The organism is Gelidimonas denitrificans, assembly GCF_055694065.1.
Genome location: NZ_CM146350.1, coordinates 849,328 through 867,146, shown reverse-complemented (window position 1 = coordinate 867,146; position 17,819 = coordinate 849,328). Strand labels below are relative to the sequence as shown.

Sequence of the window (17,819 nt, the reverse complement as noted above, 5' to 3'; positions counted from 1 at the left end):
TAAAAATGTTGGTGACAATCTTATTACTTATTCGGCGATCAAGATGATTGCGTCGAGAAATCCGGATTTCAAGCCGATCATGGCTTTTTGCGAGGAGAGTCTGGACCATTATGCTGATGGCGCAATCCGGAACATTATCGCGCCCGGATTTTCTGTATCGGATGGCGTTTATCCGGGATTATTCAGTTTGTATTCTGATTTGGAGAGAATGCCGAATTTTTATCCGATCGGCTGTTCGTTCCAACACACGATTCCTGCGCACAGCACATTCGAGACCTATGAATATGGTAAGGAAACTCTGGAATTTTTGCGCTTTATAACAGCCAGATCCGGTGCATTGCCTTGCCGCGATCAGCTTATCGTCGAGCTTCTACAGCGTCATGAGATTCCGGCGGTATACAGCGGGGATTTGGCAATTTTCGACGAGGAAAAAGTAAATACGGCATTTGTGCCGCCTAAAACAATTAACTCGGTTGTATTTACGATTCAACATCACCCGCGATATGAGGCGCAATCATTTAGCTTGCTTGACCTGATTAAAGCGCGTTTCCCGGATGCGAAACTCTATGTGGCGTTTCATAGCAAGGCTGGTCCCAACCATCAAAAAATTGCGGATCATGCTGTAGCGCTAGGGTTCGCGGAATTGCATTTGTATGGCGAGGTGAAGAACCTGGACGTTTATGACGATATGGATCTGCATATTGGCTACCGTCTGCATGGTCATATTTCCTTTCTGCGCAGGCGCAAGCCTTCGGTATTGCTGGTCGAAGATGCAAGGTCCTATGGATTGGCGCATACACCGGGTACGGATGTCGGATGTTTCGAAGCGCTGTCTTAGCGACGCTGGAAGCTGATTCGGTAGCACCCGAGAAAGCCATGGGATTTGTAGATGGCCAGATTTGCTGCGGTTTTCAAGATTACCAACGCGTATTTTCATTTATCGATAAAACCTATGCCGAATTTGTTAAACCATATTTCGATGATCTAGCACGAAAAGCTTCATGATTTTTTCGGGGCGCTGGCTCCTATTTTTAACTACTTAGAAATTTAAATAACATGTTAGATAATTCAACGATTCTTGTAACTGGCGGCACTGGCTCTTTTGGTCATACTTTTGTTCCAATGACTTTAGCCAAACACAACCCTAAAAAAATCATCATTTATTCACGCGATGAAATGAAGCAATGGGAAATGGCCAAGCTCTTTCAAGGCGACCCGCGCGTGCGCTTCTTTATCGGCGATGTGCGCGACAAAGACCGTCTCTACCGTGCGCTCGATGGCGTAGATTATGTGGTCCATGCGGCGGCAACAAAAATTGTACCGACCGCCGAGTACAACCCTTTTGAATGTGTCAAGACGAATATCAACGGCGCGATGAATCTGATCGACGCTTGTATCGACAAGGGCGTTAAACGCGTGGTGGCGTTGTCTACCGACAAGGCAAGTAGCCCGATCAACCTTTATGGCGCTACTAAATTGGCCTCCGACAAGTTGTTTGTCGCAGGCAATTCCTATGCGGGTGGACACGATACCCGCTTCGCCGTAGTCCGTTACGGCAATGTCATGGGTTCGCGCGGATCGGTGATCCCTTTCTTTATGTCGATCAAGGACAAGGGCGTTCTGCCAATCACCGAGGAGCGCATGACGCGATTCATGATTTCGCTGGAGCAAGGCGTAGATCTGGTGTGGCATGCCTTCGACGACATGGAAGGCGGGGAAATCTACGTAAAAAAAATCCCGTCGATGAAAGTCACCGAGCTTGCCAAGACTGTTGCCCCCGAAGCTCGGCTGGACTTCGTGGGCATTCGTCCCGGTGAAAAGCTGCACGAACAAATGATCGGTGAGGACGACTCTTTCTATACGTACGAATACCCCGAGCATTACAAAATTCTGCCCGCCATCAACAACTGGAGCAATTGCGTGAAGCGTATCAAGGATGGACAAAAGGTGGCCGAAGGATTCAGTTACACCAGCGACAACAACCCGGAATGGATGAGCAACAGGGACTTGAAGGACTGGATTACTGCCAACCAGCACAAAATCGGGAGCATCTGAGCATGATTCCGTACGGTCGCCAGGACATTACCCAGGCAGACATTGATGCCGTGGTCGCGGTGCTGCGTTCGGACTACCTCACTCAAGGGCCGATGGTGCCGCGATTCGAGCAAGCGGTGTCCGACTACTGCGGTGCCCGACATGCCTTGGCAGTAAATAGCGCCACGTCGGCACTGCATATCGCCTGCCTGGCGCTCGGTCTCGGCCCAGGTGACTGGTTGTGGACCACACCGATCACCTTCGTCGCCTCGGCCAATTGTGGGCTGTATTGCGGTGCGAAAGTCGATTTCGTTGATGTCGACTCGACTACCTACAACCTCTGCCCCCAGGCACTGGAGCGCAAGCTGATCGCTGCCGAGCGCGAAGGCCGCCTGCCCAAGGTGGTGGTGCCGGTACATCTGTGCGGCCAACCGTGCGACATGGCGGCCATCCACGCGCTTGCGCAGCGCTATGGCTTCAAGATTATCGAAGATGCATCGCACGCCATCGGCGGTCGCTACAAAAGCGAGCCAATTGGTAACGGCCGCTACAGTGATATCACCGTATTCAGCTTCCATCCGGTGAAGATCATCACTACCGCCGAAGGCGGCATGGCGCTGACTAACGATCCTGAACTCGCCAATAAAATGAACCTCTTGCGCAGCCACGGCATCACCCGTGACCCGGCACAGATGACACACGAGGCTGACGGTCCTTGGTATTACCAGCAGATCGATCTCGGTTTTAACTATCGCATGACCGAGTTGCAGGCAGCATTGGGTGTCAGCCAGATGGAGCGATTAGATCAGTACGTCGCCCGCCGTCACCAATTGGCCCGGCGCTACGACAGACTGCTCGACGAACTGCCTGTCATCACCCCTTGGCAACATCCGGACAGTTATTCCGGCCTGCACTTATATGTAATCCGACTACAACTGGACAACATCGGCAAGACGCATCGCCAAGTTTTCGAGTCGCTGCGTGAACTGGGCATTGGGGTCAACCTACACTACATCCCTGTGCATACCCAGCCGCATTACTTGCGTATGGGTTTCAATCAAGGTGATTTTCCGCAAGCGGAAAACTATTACTGTGAAGCCATCAGCCTACCGATGTTCCAGACCATGACCGAAGCGCAGCAGGATGAGGTAGTGGCAGCTGTACGCAAGGCAATTCAGATATGAGACTAGCTGTCATCCCTGCTCGCGGCGGCAGCAAGCGTATCCCGCGCAAGAACATCAAACTGTTCGGCGGTAAACCAATGATCGCTTGGTCCATTGAGGCAGCGCTGCAAAGCGCCTGTTTTGATCAGGTCATTGTATCCACCGATGATGCCGAGATTGCCGAAGTCGCACGGGCGTATGGGGCTACGGTGCCGTTCATGCGTCCCGCGGAGTTGTCGGATGACCACGTCGGCACTATTCCGGTCATTCGCCACGCGATTGAGTGGGTCAAAGACCAAGGGCAGGCTGCCGAGCAAGTCTGCTGCCTGTACGCCACAGCCCCCTTCGTCCGGGCAAAGGATATTCAGCACGGTCTGGAAACGCTCGACGAGACCGGTAGTGACTATGCTTTCTCGGTGACCAGTTACGCCTTCCCGATCCAGCGCGCCATTCGTATCACTGGCGAATGCCGGGTTGAAATGTTCAATCCCGCGCATTTCAACACCCGTTCGCAGGATCTCGAAGAGGCTTATCACGATGCTGGTCAGTTCTACTGGGGACAGGCTAAGGCCTGGTTGGAAGGTAAGATGATCTTCAGTCCCGATTCTGCTCCCGTCTTGCTGCCGCGCCATCGCGTGCAGGATATCGATACGCCTGAGGACTGGCTGAGGGCCGAGTGGATGTTCAAGGCCATGCAAGCACAGATCGGCTGACGTGAGTGCCATGAGAATAGTATTCCGTGCCGATGCCTCTCTGCACATTGGCAGCGGCCATGTCATGCGCTGCCTGACTCTGGCCGAAGCCCTGAAAGAACAAGGTTGCGAGTGTCATTTCGTCAGCCGCGAGCATCCTGGCCATCTGCTTGAGGTCATTCGCCAACGAGGCTTTGCCGTCAGTGTCTTGCCAACCGGGCCTACTGATTTTCAGCCGAACTTTGCCTGTGGCAGCGACTTGCCAGCCCACTCGGTTTGGCTGGGCTGCGATTGGCAGGCCGATGCACAACAAACCGGCGAAATCCTCGTGGCAATCAAGCCTGACTGGCTGGTAGTTGATCACTACGGCCTCGACCAGCGCTGGGAAATTGCTTTGCGGCCCCATTACCAGCGATTACTGGCCATTGATGACCTCGCCGATCGAGCCCACCACTGCGATCTGCTGCTGGATCAGAATCTCGGGCGTGAAGTCAAGCATTATGCCGGCCTGGTGTCGGAACATTGCTCTGTACTGGCCGGCCCTCAATATGCGTTGTTGCGACCCGAGTTCGCCGCCTTGCGTGAGTATAGTTTGCAGCGACGCGGCCAACCCGCGCTCAAGCAACTGCTCATCACCATGGGCGGCGTGGATCAACCCAATGCCACCGGGCAAGTACTCGAAGCGCTAAAGGCATGTCCACTTCCTGCAGACTGCCACATCAATGTCGTCATGGGCTGGAAGGCACCTTGGTTGCAGGAAGTAGAAAAACAGGCAGCTGAAATGCCATGGTCCACCGAAGTGCTGGTAAATATCAACGATATGGCGCAGCGCATGGCTGATAGTGATCTGGCCTTTGGTGCAGCAGGCGGTACGGCATGGGAGCGTTGCTGCCTGGGATTACCGACTCTGATGGTGGTACTGGCGGATAATCAATGGCCCGGCGCTAAAGCCTTGCAGGCTGCTAACGGCGTCTGCCTGATCGGGGAGGTGGGCGATATTCCAATGCAGCTTCCTCTGGCCATGGTTGCATTGGCTCAAGATGAGATTTTATGCAACATGAGTCACACCGCAAGCCAAATCAGCGATGGTCAAGGGATGGCGCGCTTAATCCACCAACTGAGAGTTATCCATGACTGACAACCGCATAAACAGCCAACGTGTCCGCACCATGACCCTTGCGGATCTGGAACGAGTATTGGCATGGCGCAATCACCCTGACATCCGTCGCTACATGTATACCCAGCATGAAATCAGCTTGGCCGAGCACCGAAGTTGGTTTAAGCGTGCTTCTCAGGACCCGTGCAAAAATTTGCTGATCTTCGAATCTGGAGAAGCCTCGTTAGGGTTCATCAATTTTAGCCAACTAGGCAGCTCTGGCGTTGCGGATTGGGGTTTCTATATTGATCCGGATGCACCTAAAGGCAGTGGTCGTCAACTGGGGCAATCGGCATTCGAATACGCTTTTCAGAAGCTGAATCTACACAAAATCTGTGGTCAGGCCCTCGCTTTCAATGAACGATCAATCAACTTCCATCGCAGCATGGGCTTTCAGCAGGAGGGTATTCTGCGCGACCAGCACTTCGATGGCGAGCGTTATCACTCAGTAGTCTGTTTTGGCCTGCTAAGCCATGAATGGCAACCGCATCAAGGAGAATGACAACATGTACAACCCTAGCATTAGCATTGCCGGTCGGCGTATTGCGGTAGATGCTCCCCCTTTTGTGATTGCCGAGATATCTGCAAACCACAACGGAAAATTGGAAACCGCACTGAAAATCATCGAAGCGGCTAAGATCGCCGGTGCCGATGCCGTCAAGCTGCAGACCTATCGGCCCGACACCATCACCCTGGACTGCGATTCGGAAGACTTTCGTATTCGCGGTGGGCTGTGGGATGGCAGAACTCTTTTCGACCTTTATCGCCAGGCGCACATGCCTTGGGAGTGGCACGCTCCGCTGTTCGAGTACGCTCGCAAGCTCGATATCACGATTTTCAGTTCGCCTTTCGATAATACCGCCGTCGATTTGCTGGAAGACTTGAATGCTCCCGCCTACAAAATCGCTTCTTTTGAAGCCGTCGATCTGCCATTGATCAAATACGTCGCCAGCACCGGCAAGCCAATGATTATTTCCACCGGCATGGCCGATGCCGAAGAGATTCGGGAAGCCATAGAGGCCGCTCGCGCGGGCGGTTGCAAGGAACTGGCCATTCTGCATTGCGTCAGCGGCTACCCGGCACCGGCCGGGGATTACAACCTGCGCACCATCCCGGACATGATGCAGCGCTTTGGGCTGGTGACCGGTCTGTCCGACCATACCTTGGACAACACTACAGCCATCACCAGTGTGGCAGTGGGTGCTTCAATCATCGAAAAACACTTTACCCTCAACCGCAGCGGCGGCGGCCCGGATGACAGTTTTTCGCTTGAGCCGGCAGAACTCACTGCACTCTGCAACGGTGCGCGCACCGCTTGGGAGGCACTGGGCAAGATAGATTACGGCCGTAAATCCAGCGAGCAAGGCAATGCGCAGTTCCGCCGTTCTCTTTATTTTGTGAAAGCTCTCAAGGCTGGCGACGTGGTGACGCCTGATGCTGTACGCAGTGTGCGTCCAGGGTTCGGGGCCGCACCAAAGCATCTGGACGCCGTGATCGGCAAGCGGATGCGTAGCGACGTGGACGTCAATACACCGGTGCTGTTGACGCAGTTGTCGTAATGCCTGCCTGCGTTACTTCTCAGATACGTTTTTCACGGCTTTTCCAGTGATTCGAATACCTATATGGAGTTACGGGTTATGGCGCTTGCCCCTGCTCAACGCATTTTGCAGTCAGCCGATCAAGGTGGCGTTGTTACCGCTGGGCGGTGACGCCGATACCAATTGGGTAGGTTGGGGGGCGAAGGCCAGCGCAAAGCGTGCCGATTGGTATGCAGAACGGGCTGGTGGGCAAGCTATTTGGTTGGAAGATGGCTTTTTGCGCTCCTTCGGCACGGGTGAGCATTTCCCACCAATGTCACTTGTGGTAGATGATCAGGGCATTTACTACGACAGCATCCGGCCGTCGGCGCTGGAATCTTTGCTGGCTTCACCCGTTGATCTGCTGGATGGCATTGCCGCCGATGTGGCGCGGGCCAAGGCGCTGGTGCTTGGGGGCCGGTTGAGCAAGTACAACCATGCGCCTTTGTGGGACTTGGAGGAATTTTCTCTTCGCTGCCATCAAAACCTCCCTCTCCCCGGCCCTCTCCCGCTTGCGGGCGAGGGGGCAAACCCAGGGACTGTTCAGCGGGTGCTGGTGATCGATCAGACCGCCGGCGACATGAGTGTGACGCTGGGCGGTGCCGGTGCGGAAACCTTTGCCGCCATGCTGGCTGCTGCCCGCACGGAAAACCCGCACGCCACGATCTATATCAAAACCCATCCCGAAGTAACCTCCGGCCGCAAGAGCGGTTACCTGACGCATGTGCAGGATGACGAGAGCACCGTGGTGCTGCGCCAGGCGATCAATCCGCTGAGTTTGATCGAGCAGATGGATCGGGTCTATGTGGTGACTTCGACCATGGGCTTCGAGGCATTGTTGGCCGGCAAGCCGGTGACGGTGTTCGGTATGCCTTGGTATGCGGGTTGGGGGGCGACGGATGACCGGCAAAGCTGTGCGCGCCGCACCCGCCAGCGCTCGGTGGATGAGCTGTTTGCTGCTGCCTATTTTCATTATTCCCGCTACCTGAATCCGGTGACGCATCAACGCGGAACGATTTTTGACGTGATCGACTGGCTGGTGCGGCAGCGGGATATAGCAGCCCGCTATCCGGGCCGGATGATCTGTGTGGGTTTTCGGCGCTGGAAGGCGACCAATATCAAGCCCTTGTTGTCGCTGGATCAGAAGCAGGTGGTGTTTGTGCCCAACGTCAGGGCGGTAGCAGCCTTGGAACCACGGTCTGGCGACTGTCTGGTCTACTGGGGGCGGCAGGCTCCGGCGGGGTTGCTGGCCTTGGCTGGCGAAAATTCAGCGCGTGTGCTGCGCATGGAAGATGGTTTTGTGCGCTCCGTGGGGCTGGGTTCGGATCTGATTCGTCCGTTGTCGCTGGTGCTGGATGAGTGCGGGATTTATTTTGATCCGACCCAGCCTTCTGACCTGGAGCAGGTTCTCGGCACGGCACAGTTTTCCGAAGAAGAATTGGCGCGCGCGCGCCATGTGCGGTCCTTGATCGTTGAACACGGCATTACCAAATACAACCTGGAGCCGCGCGATAAGCTGGTCTGGCCAAGCGGGGCCAGAGAGGTGGTGCTGGTGCCGGGTCAGGTGGAGGACGATGCATCGATCCGCTATGGCTGCACGGGTGTCAACACCAACCTGGGTCTGCTGCAGGCGGCGCGCCGCGCACATCCGGATGCCTTTATCGTCTACAAGCCGCACCCGGATGTGATGTCGGGTAATCGTGCCGGCAAACTGGCGCTGACACAGGCGCAGGAGTTGGCTGACCATGTAGAGGCACGGTTTTCGGTGGTGAGCTGCATCGACGCGTGCGACGTGGTGCATACGATGACTTCGCTGACCGGTTTTGATGCACTGTTGCGCGGCAAGCGGGTGGTGGTGTATGGCCAGCCGTTTTATGCCGGTTGGGGCTTGACCGAGGATGTGCTCAAGGAAGGCGCTGCCTTTGCACGCCGTCAGCGGCGTTTGACGCTGGACGAACTGGTGGCCGGCACCTTGCTGCGCTATCCGATTTATTGGGACTGGGACTTGAAGGGTTACACCAGTTGCGAGGCAGTGCTGCACCGCGTTGTGGAAACCCGGAATGCGCTGGAGGCCAGCGGTGGGCTGGAGAAGTTGCGGGTGGGGATGGTCAGGCGGCAGTGGCGCAAGCTGGGAATTTTGGCGAACGCCTGGTTGTCGCGGTGCTGATGAATATCGTCAGATGGATAGGGTTATTTGTAGGAGCAGGCCCGGCCGCGATTGCTTTGTTATTCAATCCTTTCAGGACTGTTCGCGGCCAGGTCCGCTCCTACAAAAGCCTGCAGCAAGATCGCTACGGCTTTGTGAAATATCCAGATTAACTGGAGTATGACTTTAAAGAGCACTGCTTGCGCATGCAAACATGGGGTTTATTAAAATACCTGCATAGTGAGATCACGCTATTTACGCAAGAGAACTAGTTTACTGGCGTGAGCTATTTGAATATCTTCCTGCATAACCCCCGCGCTCGATCATGCTGCGCCATCATGCCCAATTGAGCATAAAGCATCTCAGCTTATAACAGCATCAAATGCGATTTGGCCCGTCCTTTCCAGCCCAATGTTGCACCGCCGCAAAAAAAACCCACTTATCCAGATAATGCGGCGCCCGAAACGGGTTTGTGTGAATTTCTTCCAGGCAAATATCGTAAAATAATAACTTGAGGCAATGATTACGTAATGAGCTGGGGCGATAAGAGATGAGCGCACGTTTGGACGCAGAACAGGTTTTACGCTACCGACAAGGTGATTACACCTTGCCGGGGTTTTATCATCTGTTGCAGTGCAAGCGCGTGCTGCTGTTGCAGGGGCCGATGGGCAATTTCTTCAACCGGGTGGCAGTATGGCTGGCAGAGCATGGAGTTCATGTCCGAAAGATCAATTTCAATGGTGGCGACTGGCTGTTCCATCGTCATCTGAACGCGACCGATTACCGTGGCACGCCGAGGGACTTTCCGGTTTTTTTGCGGCAATTCATACAGACTCACCACATCGATGGCATCGTATGTTTCGGCGATTGCCGGCACTACCATGAAGCGGCGGCGGAACTGGCGGCCGGACTGGGCATACCGTTCTTTGCGTTTGAGGAAGGCTACATCCGGCCGGATTACATCACGCTGGAACGTGGCGGCGTCAACGTCCACTCGCTATTGCCGCGCGCTACCGATTTTTACCGTGCCTTGCCGGAAATCGATGTACCGAAACCGAAACCGGCGTACCCCAGTTTTGGCCGCGCGGCGTGGAGCGCTATGCTGTACTACGCGGCTGGACGGCTGCTGCGTAGCCGTTATCCGGCCTATCGCCATCACAAGATATTCTCGATTTCCTACGAGGCGCGCGCATGGTTCAGGTCATGGATACGCAAGCGTGTGAACCTCCGGCGCGACAAGCCCGTGTTCGAGACGCTGCTGCGGCAGCGGGATGACCGATATTTTGCCGTGGTGCTGCAGGTATATAACGACAGCCAGGTGCTGCGTCACAGCGCCTATCAGGATGTGCGCGAATTCATTACCGAAGTGTTGCTGTCATTCGCCGCGCATGCCGACGCCGGTCATCATCTGGTGTTCAAGCATCATCCGATGGATCGCGGACAGCGCGACTACCGGCGCCTGATCACGACCCTCAGTCAACAATACGGCGTCAGCGGGCGAGTCCATTACGTGCACGATGTGCACCTCCCTACCCTGTTGCGGCATGCGCGCGGAATGCTGACGATCAATAGCACAGTCGGCCTGTCGGCGCTGTACCACGACAAGCCGTTGATGGTGCTGGGACGGGCGCTGTACGATTTGCCGGGTCTGACGTTTCAGGGAGAACTGGCGCAGTTCTGGTCATATCGGGGCCGGGTCGACAAGGTGCTGTGGCGCCGCTTTCGCGCCTTTCTGATTACCCAGACCCAGCTGAATGGCGCTTTTTACGGGCGCGATTTCCACACACTACCGACGGAGCCAGCGTCGCTACCTAAGATGCAGCTACCCGTACCGCTCGTATTGTTGCTGCGGCACAACGTCAGGACGTTCAAACGGCCAGAAGCAGACAACGCAACAATGGCTGGCGCCCAGCGAGTAGATATTCAATCAGCGACTTGATAGTGGTCGTCATAGGGGCGGCACCAGGGCTACGAGGCGTCTCAATTCCTCCATGAGCGCCGACACTTTGCGCCTTTGAAATATCACTCCTGCCACGTAGCGGCCATGCTTCAAGGCAATTTGGTTTCCCTGGGGTGCGCCTGAACCAATGCCACCATGCATCCTGCAGCGCTTCTTGCCGTGGATAGCGGGTGATTTACAAGGTGCGCCAGAATGCGTCCGGGCACCGCAGCGGGGGGCTTCAACTAGTTGCATCGGGTTGTTCTTAGAATTCACTTACCACCCCCGAGTAACGTGTGACGCTCCCCAGCCTGCATGCTGCCGGTAACTAGCGTTTGACCACCAGTGACATGGAAGTGCTGCACAACGATAGACTGATTGCCGCCGTTTTTGATACGGTGCAAAGCGAGCAGTCCTTGCTGAAACGCCGACATCATCCGGCCACTGGCATTGATGAGCCGTGCTATCTCGACCGGACCGTCAACTCTTCCCCAGCCTCAAACATATCTGTAATTTCGCCTCCAATTAAAGGTTGCAACGCTGCTTAGTTACTCACATTAACTGTGGACAATCTTGTGAATAACTTAGAGCAACGTTACCTAAGACCATGATTACTATGTGGTTTATCGAGTTGATAAAAATCAAGGCAATTTTTGCTCTTTAAATTTTGTAGAGCGAAAAAGATCGCTATGAAATAATAGAATGTCAACGAGAACCTCACGCGCGCCAAGATGCGGGTGCTGCAACGTTTCAATGTAATTGCCCAGAGACTCAAGAGTTTGTTCGCGGACGAATCGGACGCTGGTCGTCCCGGCGTTTATGCGTGGCTGGTGAAAGAAATGATGGCAGTCCTGGACGGAATAACCGCAATGCCTGGCCGGACCGGGTTTAAACCTTGGGAACGGTGGTGGAAGGAGTCCGGATGCAAGATAAGCAGCAGTCCGCCGATCTGAACAGTCATGAGGCGGGACAGGGCCAGAAAACCAACAACCAATTTGAACTGCGGCTGGAAGACGGCGTCGAACCGACCAAGCAGTACTACGAATTGGGCAAAGGAGAATGACGGATGCCAGTTCAACAAATTCTCAAGAGTAGCCACGTCCCGGTCAAGATCTGGACTGACGACATCGATGAGCGATCGAAGGAACAACTGGCCAACATCGCCAGCCTGCCTTTCGTCTACCACCACGTCGCCGCGATGCCTGATGTGCATTTGGGAATCGGCGCCACTATCGGCTTGGTGATTGCCACGCACAAGGCCATCATTCCGGCCGTCGTGGGTGGACATTGGTTGAGGCATGGTCGCCGCGCGGCTCTCGATCACGGCCAACGATCTCGACGAAAAGGCGCTGAAGAAGGTCTTCGACCAGATCACTCACGATGTGCCGGTCGGTCGTGAACAGCACGCCGACGACCGTGTGCTGATGGTGGCCGCTCGGCCGTTCGAGCCGGGGCTGAAGACGCTGACCGACCGACACCCCCAACTTTTGAAGGCATTTGGCAAGTTCTCCAATTGGATGAACCAGATGGGCACGTTCGGCGGTGGCAACCACTTCATCGAGGTCTGCCTCGACGAGGCCGATCGTGTCTGGGTGATGCTGCATTCCGGCAGTCGGGGCATCGGCAACGCGATCGCCGACTATTTCATACAACTGGCCCGCAAGGACATGGAGCGCTGGATGTTCCAGTTGCCCGATCGGGATCTGGCTTACTTCCCGGAGGGCACCGAGCACTTCGCCGACTACATCGAAGCGGTGCACTGGGCTCAAAAGTATGCAATGCAGAACTGCCAGGCGATGCTCGATCTGGTGTTATCCGCGTTGGCGCTTCACCTGCCGCCCTTCGGGGTTACGACCGATGCCGTGAACTGCCACCACAATTATGTGGCCATGGAGCACCACTATGGCGCGAACGTCTGGGTCACTCGCAAAGGGGCGATCCGCGCCCGTGAGGGTGATTTGGGCATCGTGCCTGGCAGCATGAGGACGTGCAGCTACATCGTGCGCGGAAAAGAAAATCCCGAGAGTTTCTGCTCCAGCGCCCATGGAGCCGGCCGACGGATGAGCCGCACGGCCGCCGGGAAGCACTTTACCGAGCCCGACCTGGCGCGGCAGACCGCTGGCGTCATCTGCCGCAAGGACAAGGGTGTGATCGATGAGATTCCCTGCGCTTACAAGGACATCGATCAGGTCATGGACAATCAGAGCGACCTGACTGAAATCCTGCATACGCTCAAGCAGGTCGTCTGCGTAAAGGGGTGAGTATGGAGCACGGAGAAATCACCGATGTCAAACCATTGGCAATCGACTCTGATATCCCGGATGAACCCCATCCCGTCTTCGGGTTGTTGAGGCAGCCGTGGAACTGCGCGTTGTGGGAGTCCCTCCTGACGGTATGCTTCACGCCACCCGACGCGGGATGGGCGGACTTGGTGCTGGTAAGCAGCGCGTTCGGCCAGCACCACATCGCATACCTGAGCACTATTGGCGCACCATTCCATGATCTGCGTGACTGGCTCCACGACATCGTCGAAGACCGGCTGCCCGCTATCGTGGAAATCGACGAAGAGGGGATATTGACACGGCTCAGCGTGCTGCCCTACGACGAAAACTGGCTCGAATTTCGGGCGCTGCGGCCTGCCATGCCCAATGAGCAAGCGGACGGAACGTGGCAGGACGCGCCTGAAATCGATGCCGAACGCGGCATTGTGTGCCGGGTGCGCAGGTACGAGTTCCTCGCTGAATGGCGGCGCAGGTTTGCCGACTTCATTTCCCATGATTTCAGGCCAGAAGCGTGGGCGGCGGGTCTCTGGCAGGACTACTTGCACAATGACGAACAGTATTTCCGCAGGATCGATATTCGCAGACTGGACTTTTCGATGATTGATCGGTGGCTCGAACGCAACCGCCCTCGAACTGTCGCGATCGAGAGAATCGTCTGCTGTGGTCAAACAGGCGCTGAGCTTGCGGCGCTCGACTGGGCAATCGAGAACGACATTTCCCATGGTGGACAGTACTCCGACGGACGATGGGTTAATGACGGTGCGAACTGCGCAAGTTACCAAATATCCGAACTGCCGAGTGGCGCCCAGCGGTGCATGACGAAGAGCAATGTGCGCGATTGCGACGCTACACTGATCGTCTCGATCCAGCCGGATCTGTCGGGTAGAAGCCTACTGGCCCGACAGTTCGCCCAGCGCATGGGAAAACCGTGGCTTCACCTACACCCGAGCATGGAATGTCGGCATGCATTGGCCGATTGGCTGGACCAAACGCCTATCCGCATACTCAACGTAGTCGGGCCCGGCGCCAACGGGGATGCGCAGCTATTAGCGACCTTCAGCAAGGAGGTGCTGCCCCTCCTGCCTAAAGGTGATTGATAGGCGAGTGATGCGGTGCTGGTCGGCATTTACGGCATTTGGCTTGTGTTCCGTGGCCTGGCAGCCCGGACAATAAAGCGATGCGAACGAATGCGCAAGAGCGGTCCGTCAAAGTTGTCTCGATGGACGCGCCGGAAATCGATTGGACAATGCAGATTGATTTCCTGATGTGTGGCAATTATGAATTGATGTCGCCGATCCACTCCCAACGAGCGTGACGGAAGACTTTTATACGTGTGCCGCCCCCAAGTGCGGCTTGCAGATCCTTGGCGATCTCAATTTCTTCCTGTTCATACCTATTCCACCAAGCCTCATCGCCAGTGGCGGGAGGAAATTCTGTTTCATCAAAATCCAGTTGCCAAGCGGCCAGGCGTTGCACAAGTGGGAACGGGAGGGACAGGAGATCGTAGCCCAGCATTTGACCTCTGCTGTTCCAAAGGCCGCTACTGCAATAGTCACAGTCCACATGGATTTCTTCGAGCTGATGGGTAAATAACGCACGCAATTTATCCTGGCCAGCGACTCTTTCTGGCACACCACGGGCTTCCAGGCTGGTTTCCGGATTCGCCCATTGAGATCCATTGATGCAGAAGAATTTCGTCGGAACCTGGAGCACATGTGCCCGCCAAAGCAAGTCCTCCATTGGCGCAGAGATTCTGAGATCAAATCCAGAACTGGGGCTCTTTTCGTCTGCAACCACGTAGAGCGCGTCAACGCGGGAAAGCACTTCGATTGGGTTATCCAGCTTTCCGTCTTGTAGATATTGAATCTCCCAATTTCGGCAATTTTTTGTCGCTGACTTTATCCATTCGTCAGGGACAAGCATCTTCGGTGCGACGATAAAGACGGCGGCGTTGATTTGCTGGGACAACAACGATTCTGCCCAAGGCCGGGCGGCCAATGTCGAGAAAACAATGCAGACTCTACGTATCGTCAGAGGGGAGTATTCAAGACGTAAAAACCTCGATTCCCACCCGGTGAAGGCGTCGTTCATCTTGAACGGATGCGTATAGCTTCCCGGACTGATCATCGCGCTCTTGAATTCCGCAACGTTCTGCGCTCCACTGGCTTCAATCAGGAACCGGACAAACGACGATTCCGGCCGCAACATACAACAACAATGCAGTGTTAAGAAGCGATGGGCACTATCTGCGTCGTAGTCGCAAGCGGGATCTCCAAAGTAATACACAGGCTCGCCCAATCGGTTTTCAAGGTCTTCAGCCACGGGACGTATTTCCTCGCGCCATGCAGAGACACGATCCTTCTGGTCGTCTTCTTCCGTCGAGTCATCCCAAAAAGGACAAGGAAGAAATTCGATCATTGACTTGGGCGTGGGCAGGTCCGGAAGCTCGGAAAGCGACAAGGGGGTCTCCCCATTGTCCGGACCCTGAAAAATCGGTGCTCGCGTTACGGCATCGACAGCGCGTTCAAGAAAACATATCAACGCTTCAGAAGCTAATTCTTGCTCACGCAAAAAGCCGATCAAGACAGGGGCTGGAATACATTCAGGTGAATCGGAATGGAGATCACCATAAAACCGGACCCGTTGAAGCAATTGGAGCGAAGGTCTAAGTTCTGCGTATTTGGCTGTCGCCCGTGTCGCCGCAAAATCAGAGTGTGTGCCTTGATGTTTGAAAATGATGGTCATGGCCTGTACCGGATCAATAAACGGTACATGCTGCCCTGCCGGCGGCTCAAGAAGATAAATGGTGGGATTACGCCCACCTTCAGGCTCTTTATCGCCTAATCCTTCAATTATCGCCATCCATAGCGGCGCAAGGCCTGAGACCGGCAAGGCTTTAAGCAGTGACGAGATATCGATCATCGATGTTCAAGCCATCGAGCATATAACCGAAGCAGGATTGCGGTGCCTAATCCCCATGCCGCGTTCACGCACAGCCCCGTCAGCATTCCATTGAATTTCCACGCTGCTGCGATCGGCAACCCCTTTAATGGGGCGACCACGAACCAGGCAACGAGCGTAGGAAAAATCATGCCAAACGCGAATGCCTTTAGCCAGTATGCATAATCATGACCCCAGCGCCGGCTGAAGAAATAAAATACGATTCCCCAAATTCCGCCCCAGAATGCAGCAGACAAAAACTGTGGCAATGCAAATGGGCCTACAGGTTTGAGTGAATAGGGAACGCCTTGTGTTATTTGCAGCGAAGCAAGCAGTGACAAAGTCAGTTGATGGAAAATGAGGACTGCTATAAACCCCGCTATGAACGCGGCAACCCAATGCATGCCCGAATTTCTCGTTCCAATGAAAGAAGCGTCGCCAAACATGCTTTCCTCCTCGCTAAGGCACTAAAGCACTAAAGCACTAAGGGTGCAGAATTATTTTGGCATGGGGCTTGCGCAGGCGCAGTATGTCGATCAGCTCACGGGCGGCCATTCCTCGATGTGTTGATTTTCATCATGTCCGGGTTCGACACTGCGCGTTTTAGAGACCGCACACCCTATGCGATTTATGCCGCCTTGCTCGACGAGGGGCGTTGCCTCGGATCGGTGCGCACCATGTATCGCCTACTGGAAGTCTATCTGCCCTAGCCACAGAAGTGCCAGAAAATGCCTGGCTGTCAGTCGGCGTTATCCTTGAGCGCATTGAGCAGCTTGTTGATCCACTCAAAACGACAATACCTGTAACTGTGCTTGACCGGGCTCAAGACATGGGGACTGCTGAATCTGGTGGCGTCGTCGCCCAGGGTGTAACCATAGACGGGAAGATCATTCTGTTTCGTAATGGCCTGCTCGACATCGACGCCGTCACGCGGACTTTGTGGCATGAAATGCTCCATTTCGGCTTGCGCCGTTTCTTGACAGAAGATCAGTATATCCAAACCATGGGGCAGCTGTATCTGTCCGACGAATGGGTGCGCAACAAAGCCAATGCATGGATAGCCGGCGCGGAAGGCGACCGGATGCGCCAGCAAGGCCGCCCAGCCAATTACATCCGCGCTCGTGGGGTCGATGAAGCACTGGCGGGCCTGGCCGAAATCATGCAGACCCAGCCTACCGGCTACAACAACAATACCCTGCTGGCAAAAGCCCGGCGCGCAGTGTCGCATTGGATGGCCAGACTGGCCGATGCGTTCGAATTCGCCGCCGCGGCGCAAAAATGGCGCTCCTACGCCGCGCAGGACGACGCCCGCAATCTGATCGCCACTACCTTCGCCAAGCTGCGCGACAACACCGCGCCCGAGACCCGCTCGACGCGCTGGGAGCGTTATGATCCGGCGTCTAAGCTCGACGCCACGCTGTTCGATGACGTGCAGCAAGGCGCCACCGCGACCGCATTGCTCACGCGCATCGTCAATGAATCCGGCAGCGCCGGTAACCGGGCCATTGCGGCGCAATTGCTGGCCCACGGGGTCGATGCGACGGTGGGCTCTGGCAGCAAGGCCGGCGCCACGTTCCAGGTGGACCGCCCGCACGGCGATTTCGTGGCCAGCTATTCGCCCAAGAACCATCATGTGGCGCTGTACGCGTCAGAAAACGCCGAGCGCAACCTGATTCATGAGCTGACCCATGCGGCCACTGCCCGCGCGATCCAGCAGGGCGGCCGGGCGGCGCTGCAGGCAATCCCGTTGGCCGGCAAGTTCAAGTCGATGTGGGCGCGCTTTGTCGATGTCGTGCGCGCTGCTTTGGGGATGCAGGTGCATTAGAGCGACGCACTGGAGCATGCGCTGACCCTGGGCCGGGCGCTGATGGCAGAGAATTCCAGGAACAG

General features: G+C 55.5%; 16 protein-coding genes and 2 pseudogenes. 14 read left to right on the top strand and 4 right to left on the bottom strand.

Features of this window, described 5'->3' with window-relative positions; all coding sequences use genetic code 11:
- Positions 1–16 precede the first annotated feature (16 nt).
- From FKCLFG_RS04075 to FKCLFG_RS04035, 9 genes and pseudogenes are all read left to right on the top strand, one after another.
- Positions 17–838: pseudogene (locus FKCLFG_RS04075) on the top strand (hypothetical protein); the annotation flags it as partial.
- Positions 839–1,056: 218 nt separating this feature from the next.
- A complete protein-coding gene (gene pseB, locus FKCLFG_RS04070) occupies positions 1,057–2,055 on the top strand; it encodes a UDP-N-acetylglucosamine 4,6-dehydratase (inverting) (RefSeq protein WP_472614952.1) in 999 nt (332 codons plus the stop codon).
- A 2-nt stretch (positions 2,056–2,057) separates the two neighbouring features.
- Positions 2,058–3,218 (top strand): UDP-4-amino-4,6-dideoxy-N-acetyl-beta-L-altrosamine transaminase, encoded by a 1,161-nt coding sequence (gene pseC / locus FKCLFG_RS04065; RefSeq protein ID WP_472614951.1) that lies wholly within the window; start codon positions 2,058–2,060, stop codon positions 3,216–3,218.
- Positions 3,215–3,910 carry a pseudaminic acid cytidylyltransferase gene (gene pseF / locus FKCLFG_RS04060; RefSeq protein ID WP_472614950.1) on the top strand — a complete coding sequence of 232 codons (696 nt, stop codon included), beginning with the start codon at positions 3,215–3,217 and terminating at the stop codon, positions 3,908–3,910. The genes pseC and pseF overlap by 4 nt, the downstream gene beginning before the upstream one ends.
- Positions 3,911–3,920: 10 nt before the next feature.
- On the top strand, positions 3,921–5,027 hold the full coding sequence (pseG, locus tag FKCLFG_RS04055; protein WP_472614949.1) for a UDP-2,4-diacetamido-2,4,6-trideoxy-beta-L-altropyranose hydrolase: 1,107 nt from the start codon (positions 3,921–3,923) through the stop codon (positions 5,025–5,027).
- The gene (pseH, locus tag FKCLFG_RS04050; protein WP_472614948.1) at positions 5,020–5,547 is read left to right on the top strand and encodes a UDP-4-amino-4,6-dideoxy-N-acetyl-beta-L-altrosamine N-acetyltransferase; all 528 of its coding nucleotides are present in this window, start codon (positions 5,020–5,022) and stop codon (positions 5,545–5,547) included. The genes pseG and pseH overlap by 8 nt, the downstream gene beginning before the upstream one ends.
- Positions 5,519–6,604, top strand: a complete 1,086-nt coding sequence (pseI, locus tag FKCLFG_RS04045; RefSeq protein WP_472614947.1) for a pseudaminic acid synthase — start codon at positions 5,519–5,521, stop codon at positions 6,602–6,604. Before pseH ends, pseI begins: the two co-directional genes overlap by 29 nt.
- Before the next feature lie 85 nt (positions 6,605–6,689).
- Positions 6,690–8,789 carry a capsular polysaccharide biosynthesis protein gene (locus FKCLFG_RS04040; protein WP_472614946.1) on the top strand — a complete coding sequence of 700 codons (2,100 nt, stop codon included), beginning with the start codon at positions 6,690–6,692 and terminating at the stop codon, positions 8,787–8,789.
- A 529-nt stretch (positions 8,790–9,318) separates the two neighbouring features.
- A complete protein-coding gene (locus FKCLFG_RS04035; RefSeq protein ID WP_472614945.1) occupies positions 9,319–10,707 on the top strand; it encodes a capsule biosynthesis protein in 1,389 nt (462 codons plus the stop codon).
- Positions 10,708–10,716: 9 nt separating this feature from the next.
- Here FKCLFG_RS04035 and FKCLFG_RS04030 read toward each other — a convergent pair whose 3' ends face one another.
- Positions 10,717–10,962 carry an HGGxSTG domain-containing protein gene (locus FKCLFG_RS04030; protein ID WP_472614944.1) on the bottom strand — a complete coding sequence of 82 codons (246 nt, stop codon included), beginning with the start codon at positions 10,960–10,962 and terminating at the stop codon, positions 10,717–10,719.
- 667 nt (positions 10,963–11,629) lie between these two features.
- Between FKCLFG_RS04030 and FKCLFG_RS04025 the strand changes: the two genes are divergently transcribed.
- The 3 genes and pseudogenes from FKCLFG_RS04025 to FKCLFG_RS04015 all read left to right on the top strand — a co-directional run bounded on the left by FKCLFG_RS04025 (position 11,630) and on the right by FKCLFG_RS04015 (position 14,086).
- A complete protein-coding gene (locus FKCLFG_RS04025) occupies positions 11,630–11,770 on the top strand; it encodes a hypothetical protein (protein ID WP_472614943.1) in 141 nt (46 codons plus the stop codon).
- A gap of 3 nt (positions 11,771–11,773) precedes the next feature.
- Positions 11,774–12,968, top strand: a pseudogene (locus tag FKCLFG_RS04020) (RtcB family protein).
- 2 nt (positions 12,969–12,970) lie between these two features.
- Positions 12,971–14,086: a YpsA SLOG family protein gene (locus FKCLFG_RS04015; RefSeq protein WP_472614942.1), complete on the top strand. Its 1,116-nt coding sequence runs from the start codon at positions 12,971–12,973 to the stop codon at positions 14,084–14,086.
- A 178-nt stretch (positions 14,087–14,264) separates the two neighbouring features.
- Here the strand turns inward: FKCLFG_RS04015 and FKCLFG_RS04010 are convergent, their stop codons facing one another.
- Together FKCLFG_RS04010 and FKCLFG_RS04005 are read right to left on the bottom strand one after the other, a co-directional pair.
- The gene (locus FKCLFG_RS04010; RefSeq protein ID WP_472614941.1) at positions 14,265–15,911 is read right to left on the bottom strand and encodes a hypothetical protein; all 1,647 of its coding nucleotides are present in this window, start codon (positions 15,909–15,911) and stop codon (positions 14,265–14,267) included.
- Complete coding sequence (locus tag FKCLFG_RS04005; RefSeq protein ID WP_472614940.1) at positions 15,908–16,375, bottom strand: hypothetical protein; 468 nt, start codon at positions 16,373–16,375, stop codon at positions 15,908–15,910. The genes FKCLFG_RS04010 and FKCLFG_RS04005 overlap by 4 nt, the downstream gene beginning before the upstream one ends.
- A gap of 132 nt (positions 16,376–16,507) precedes the next feature.
- Between FKCLFG_RS04005 and FKCLFG_RS04000 the strand changes: the two genes are divergently transcribed.
- Entirely contained in the window at positions 16,508–16,639 is a 132-nt protein-coding gene (locus FKCLFG_RS04000; protein ID WP_472614939.1) for a hypothetical protein, read from the top strand.
- Positions 16,640–16,668: 29 nt separating this feature from the next.
- Here FKCLFG_RS04000 and FKCLFG_RS03995 read toward each other — a convergent pair whose 3' ends face one another.
- A complete protein-coding gene (locus tag FKCLFG_RS03995; RefSeq protein ID WP_472614938.1) occupies positions 16,669–16,875 on the bottom strand; it encodes a hypothetical protein in 207 nt (68 codons plus the stop codon).
- Positions 16,876–16,878: 3 nt separating this feature from the next.
- Between FKCLFG_RS03995 and FKCLFG_RS03990 the strand changes: the two genes are divergently transcribed.
- Entirely contained in the window at positions 16,879–17,754 is an 876-nt protein-coding gene (locus FKCLFG_RS03990) for a hypothetical protein (protein ID WP_472614937.1), read from the top strand.
- The last annotated feature ends 65 nt before the right edge of the window (positions 17,755–17,819 follow it).

Excerpts from the sequence above, each read along its gene's own strand:
- pseB (WP_472614952.1), top strand. The coding sequence starts at position 1,057 with ATGTTAGATAATTCAACGATTCTTGTAACTGGCGGCACTGGCTCTTTT.
- pseC (WP_472614951.1), top strand. The coding sequence starts at position 2,058 with ATGATTCCGTACGGTCGCCAGGACATTACCCAGGCAGACATTGATGCC.
- pseF (WP_472614950.1), top strand. The coding sequence starts at position 3,215 with ATGAGACTAGCTGTCATCCCTGCTCGCGGCGGCAGCAAGCGTATCCCG.
- pseG (WP_472614949.1), top strand. The coding sequence starts at position 3,921 with ATGAGAATAGTATTCCGTGCCGATGCCTCTCTGCACATTGGCAGCGGC.
- pseH (WP_472614948.1), top strand. The coding sequence starts at position 5,020 with ATGACTGACAACCGCATAAACAGCCAACGTGTCCGCACCATGACCCTT.
- pseI (WP_472614947.1), top strand. The coding sequence starts at position 5,519 with ATGAATGGCAACCGCATCAAGGAGAATGACAACATGTACAACCCTAGC.
- FKCLFG_RS04035 (WP_472614945.1), top strand. The coding sequence starts at position 9,319 with ATGAGCGCACGTTTGGACGCAGAACAGGTTTTACGCTACCGACAAGGT.
- FKCLFG_RS04030 (WP_472614944.1), bottom strand. The coding sequence starts at position 10,962 with ATGCAACTAGTTGAAGCCCCCCGCTGCGGTGCCCGGACGCATTCTGGC.
- FKCLFG_RS04025 (WP_472614943.1), top strand. The coding sequence starts at position 11,630 with ATGCAAGATAAGCAGCAGTCCGCCGATCTGAACAGTCATGAGGCGGGA.
- FKCLFG_RS04015 (WP_472614942.1), top strand. The coding sequence starts at position 12,971 with ATGGAGCACGGAGAAATCACCGATGTCAAACCATTGGCAATCGACTCT.
- FKCLFG_RS04010 (WP_472614941.1), bottom strand. The coding sequence starts at position 15,911 with ATGATCGATATCTCGTCACTGCTTAAAGCCTTGCCGGTCTCAGGCCTT.
- FKCLFG_RS04005 (WP_472614940.1), bottom strand. The coding sequence starts at position 16,375 with ATGTTTGGCGACGCTTCTTTCATTGGAACGAGAAATTCGGGCATGCAT.
- FKCLFG_RS04000 (WP_472614939.1), top strand. The coding sequence starts at position 16,508 with ATGTCCGGGTTCGACACTGCGCGTTTTAGAGACCGCACACCCTATGCG.
- FKCLFG_RS03995 (WP_472614938.1), bottom strand. The coding sequence starts at position 16,875 with ATGCCACAAAGTCCGCGTGACGGCGTCGATGTCGAGCAGGCCATTACG.
- FKCLFG_RS03990 (WP_472614937.1), top strand. The coding sequence starts at position 16,879 with ATGCTCCATTTCGGCTTGCGCCGTTTCTTGACAGAAGATCAGTATATC.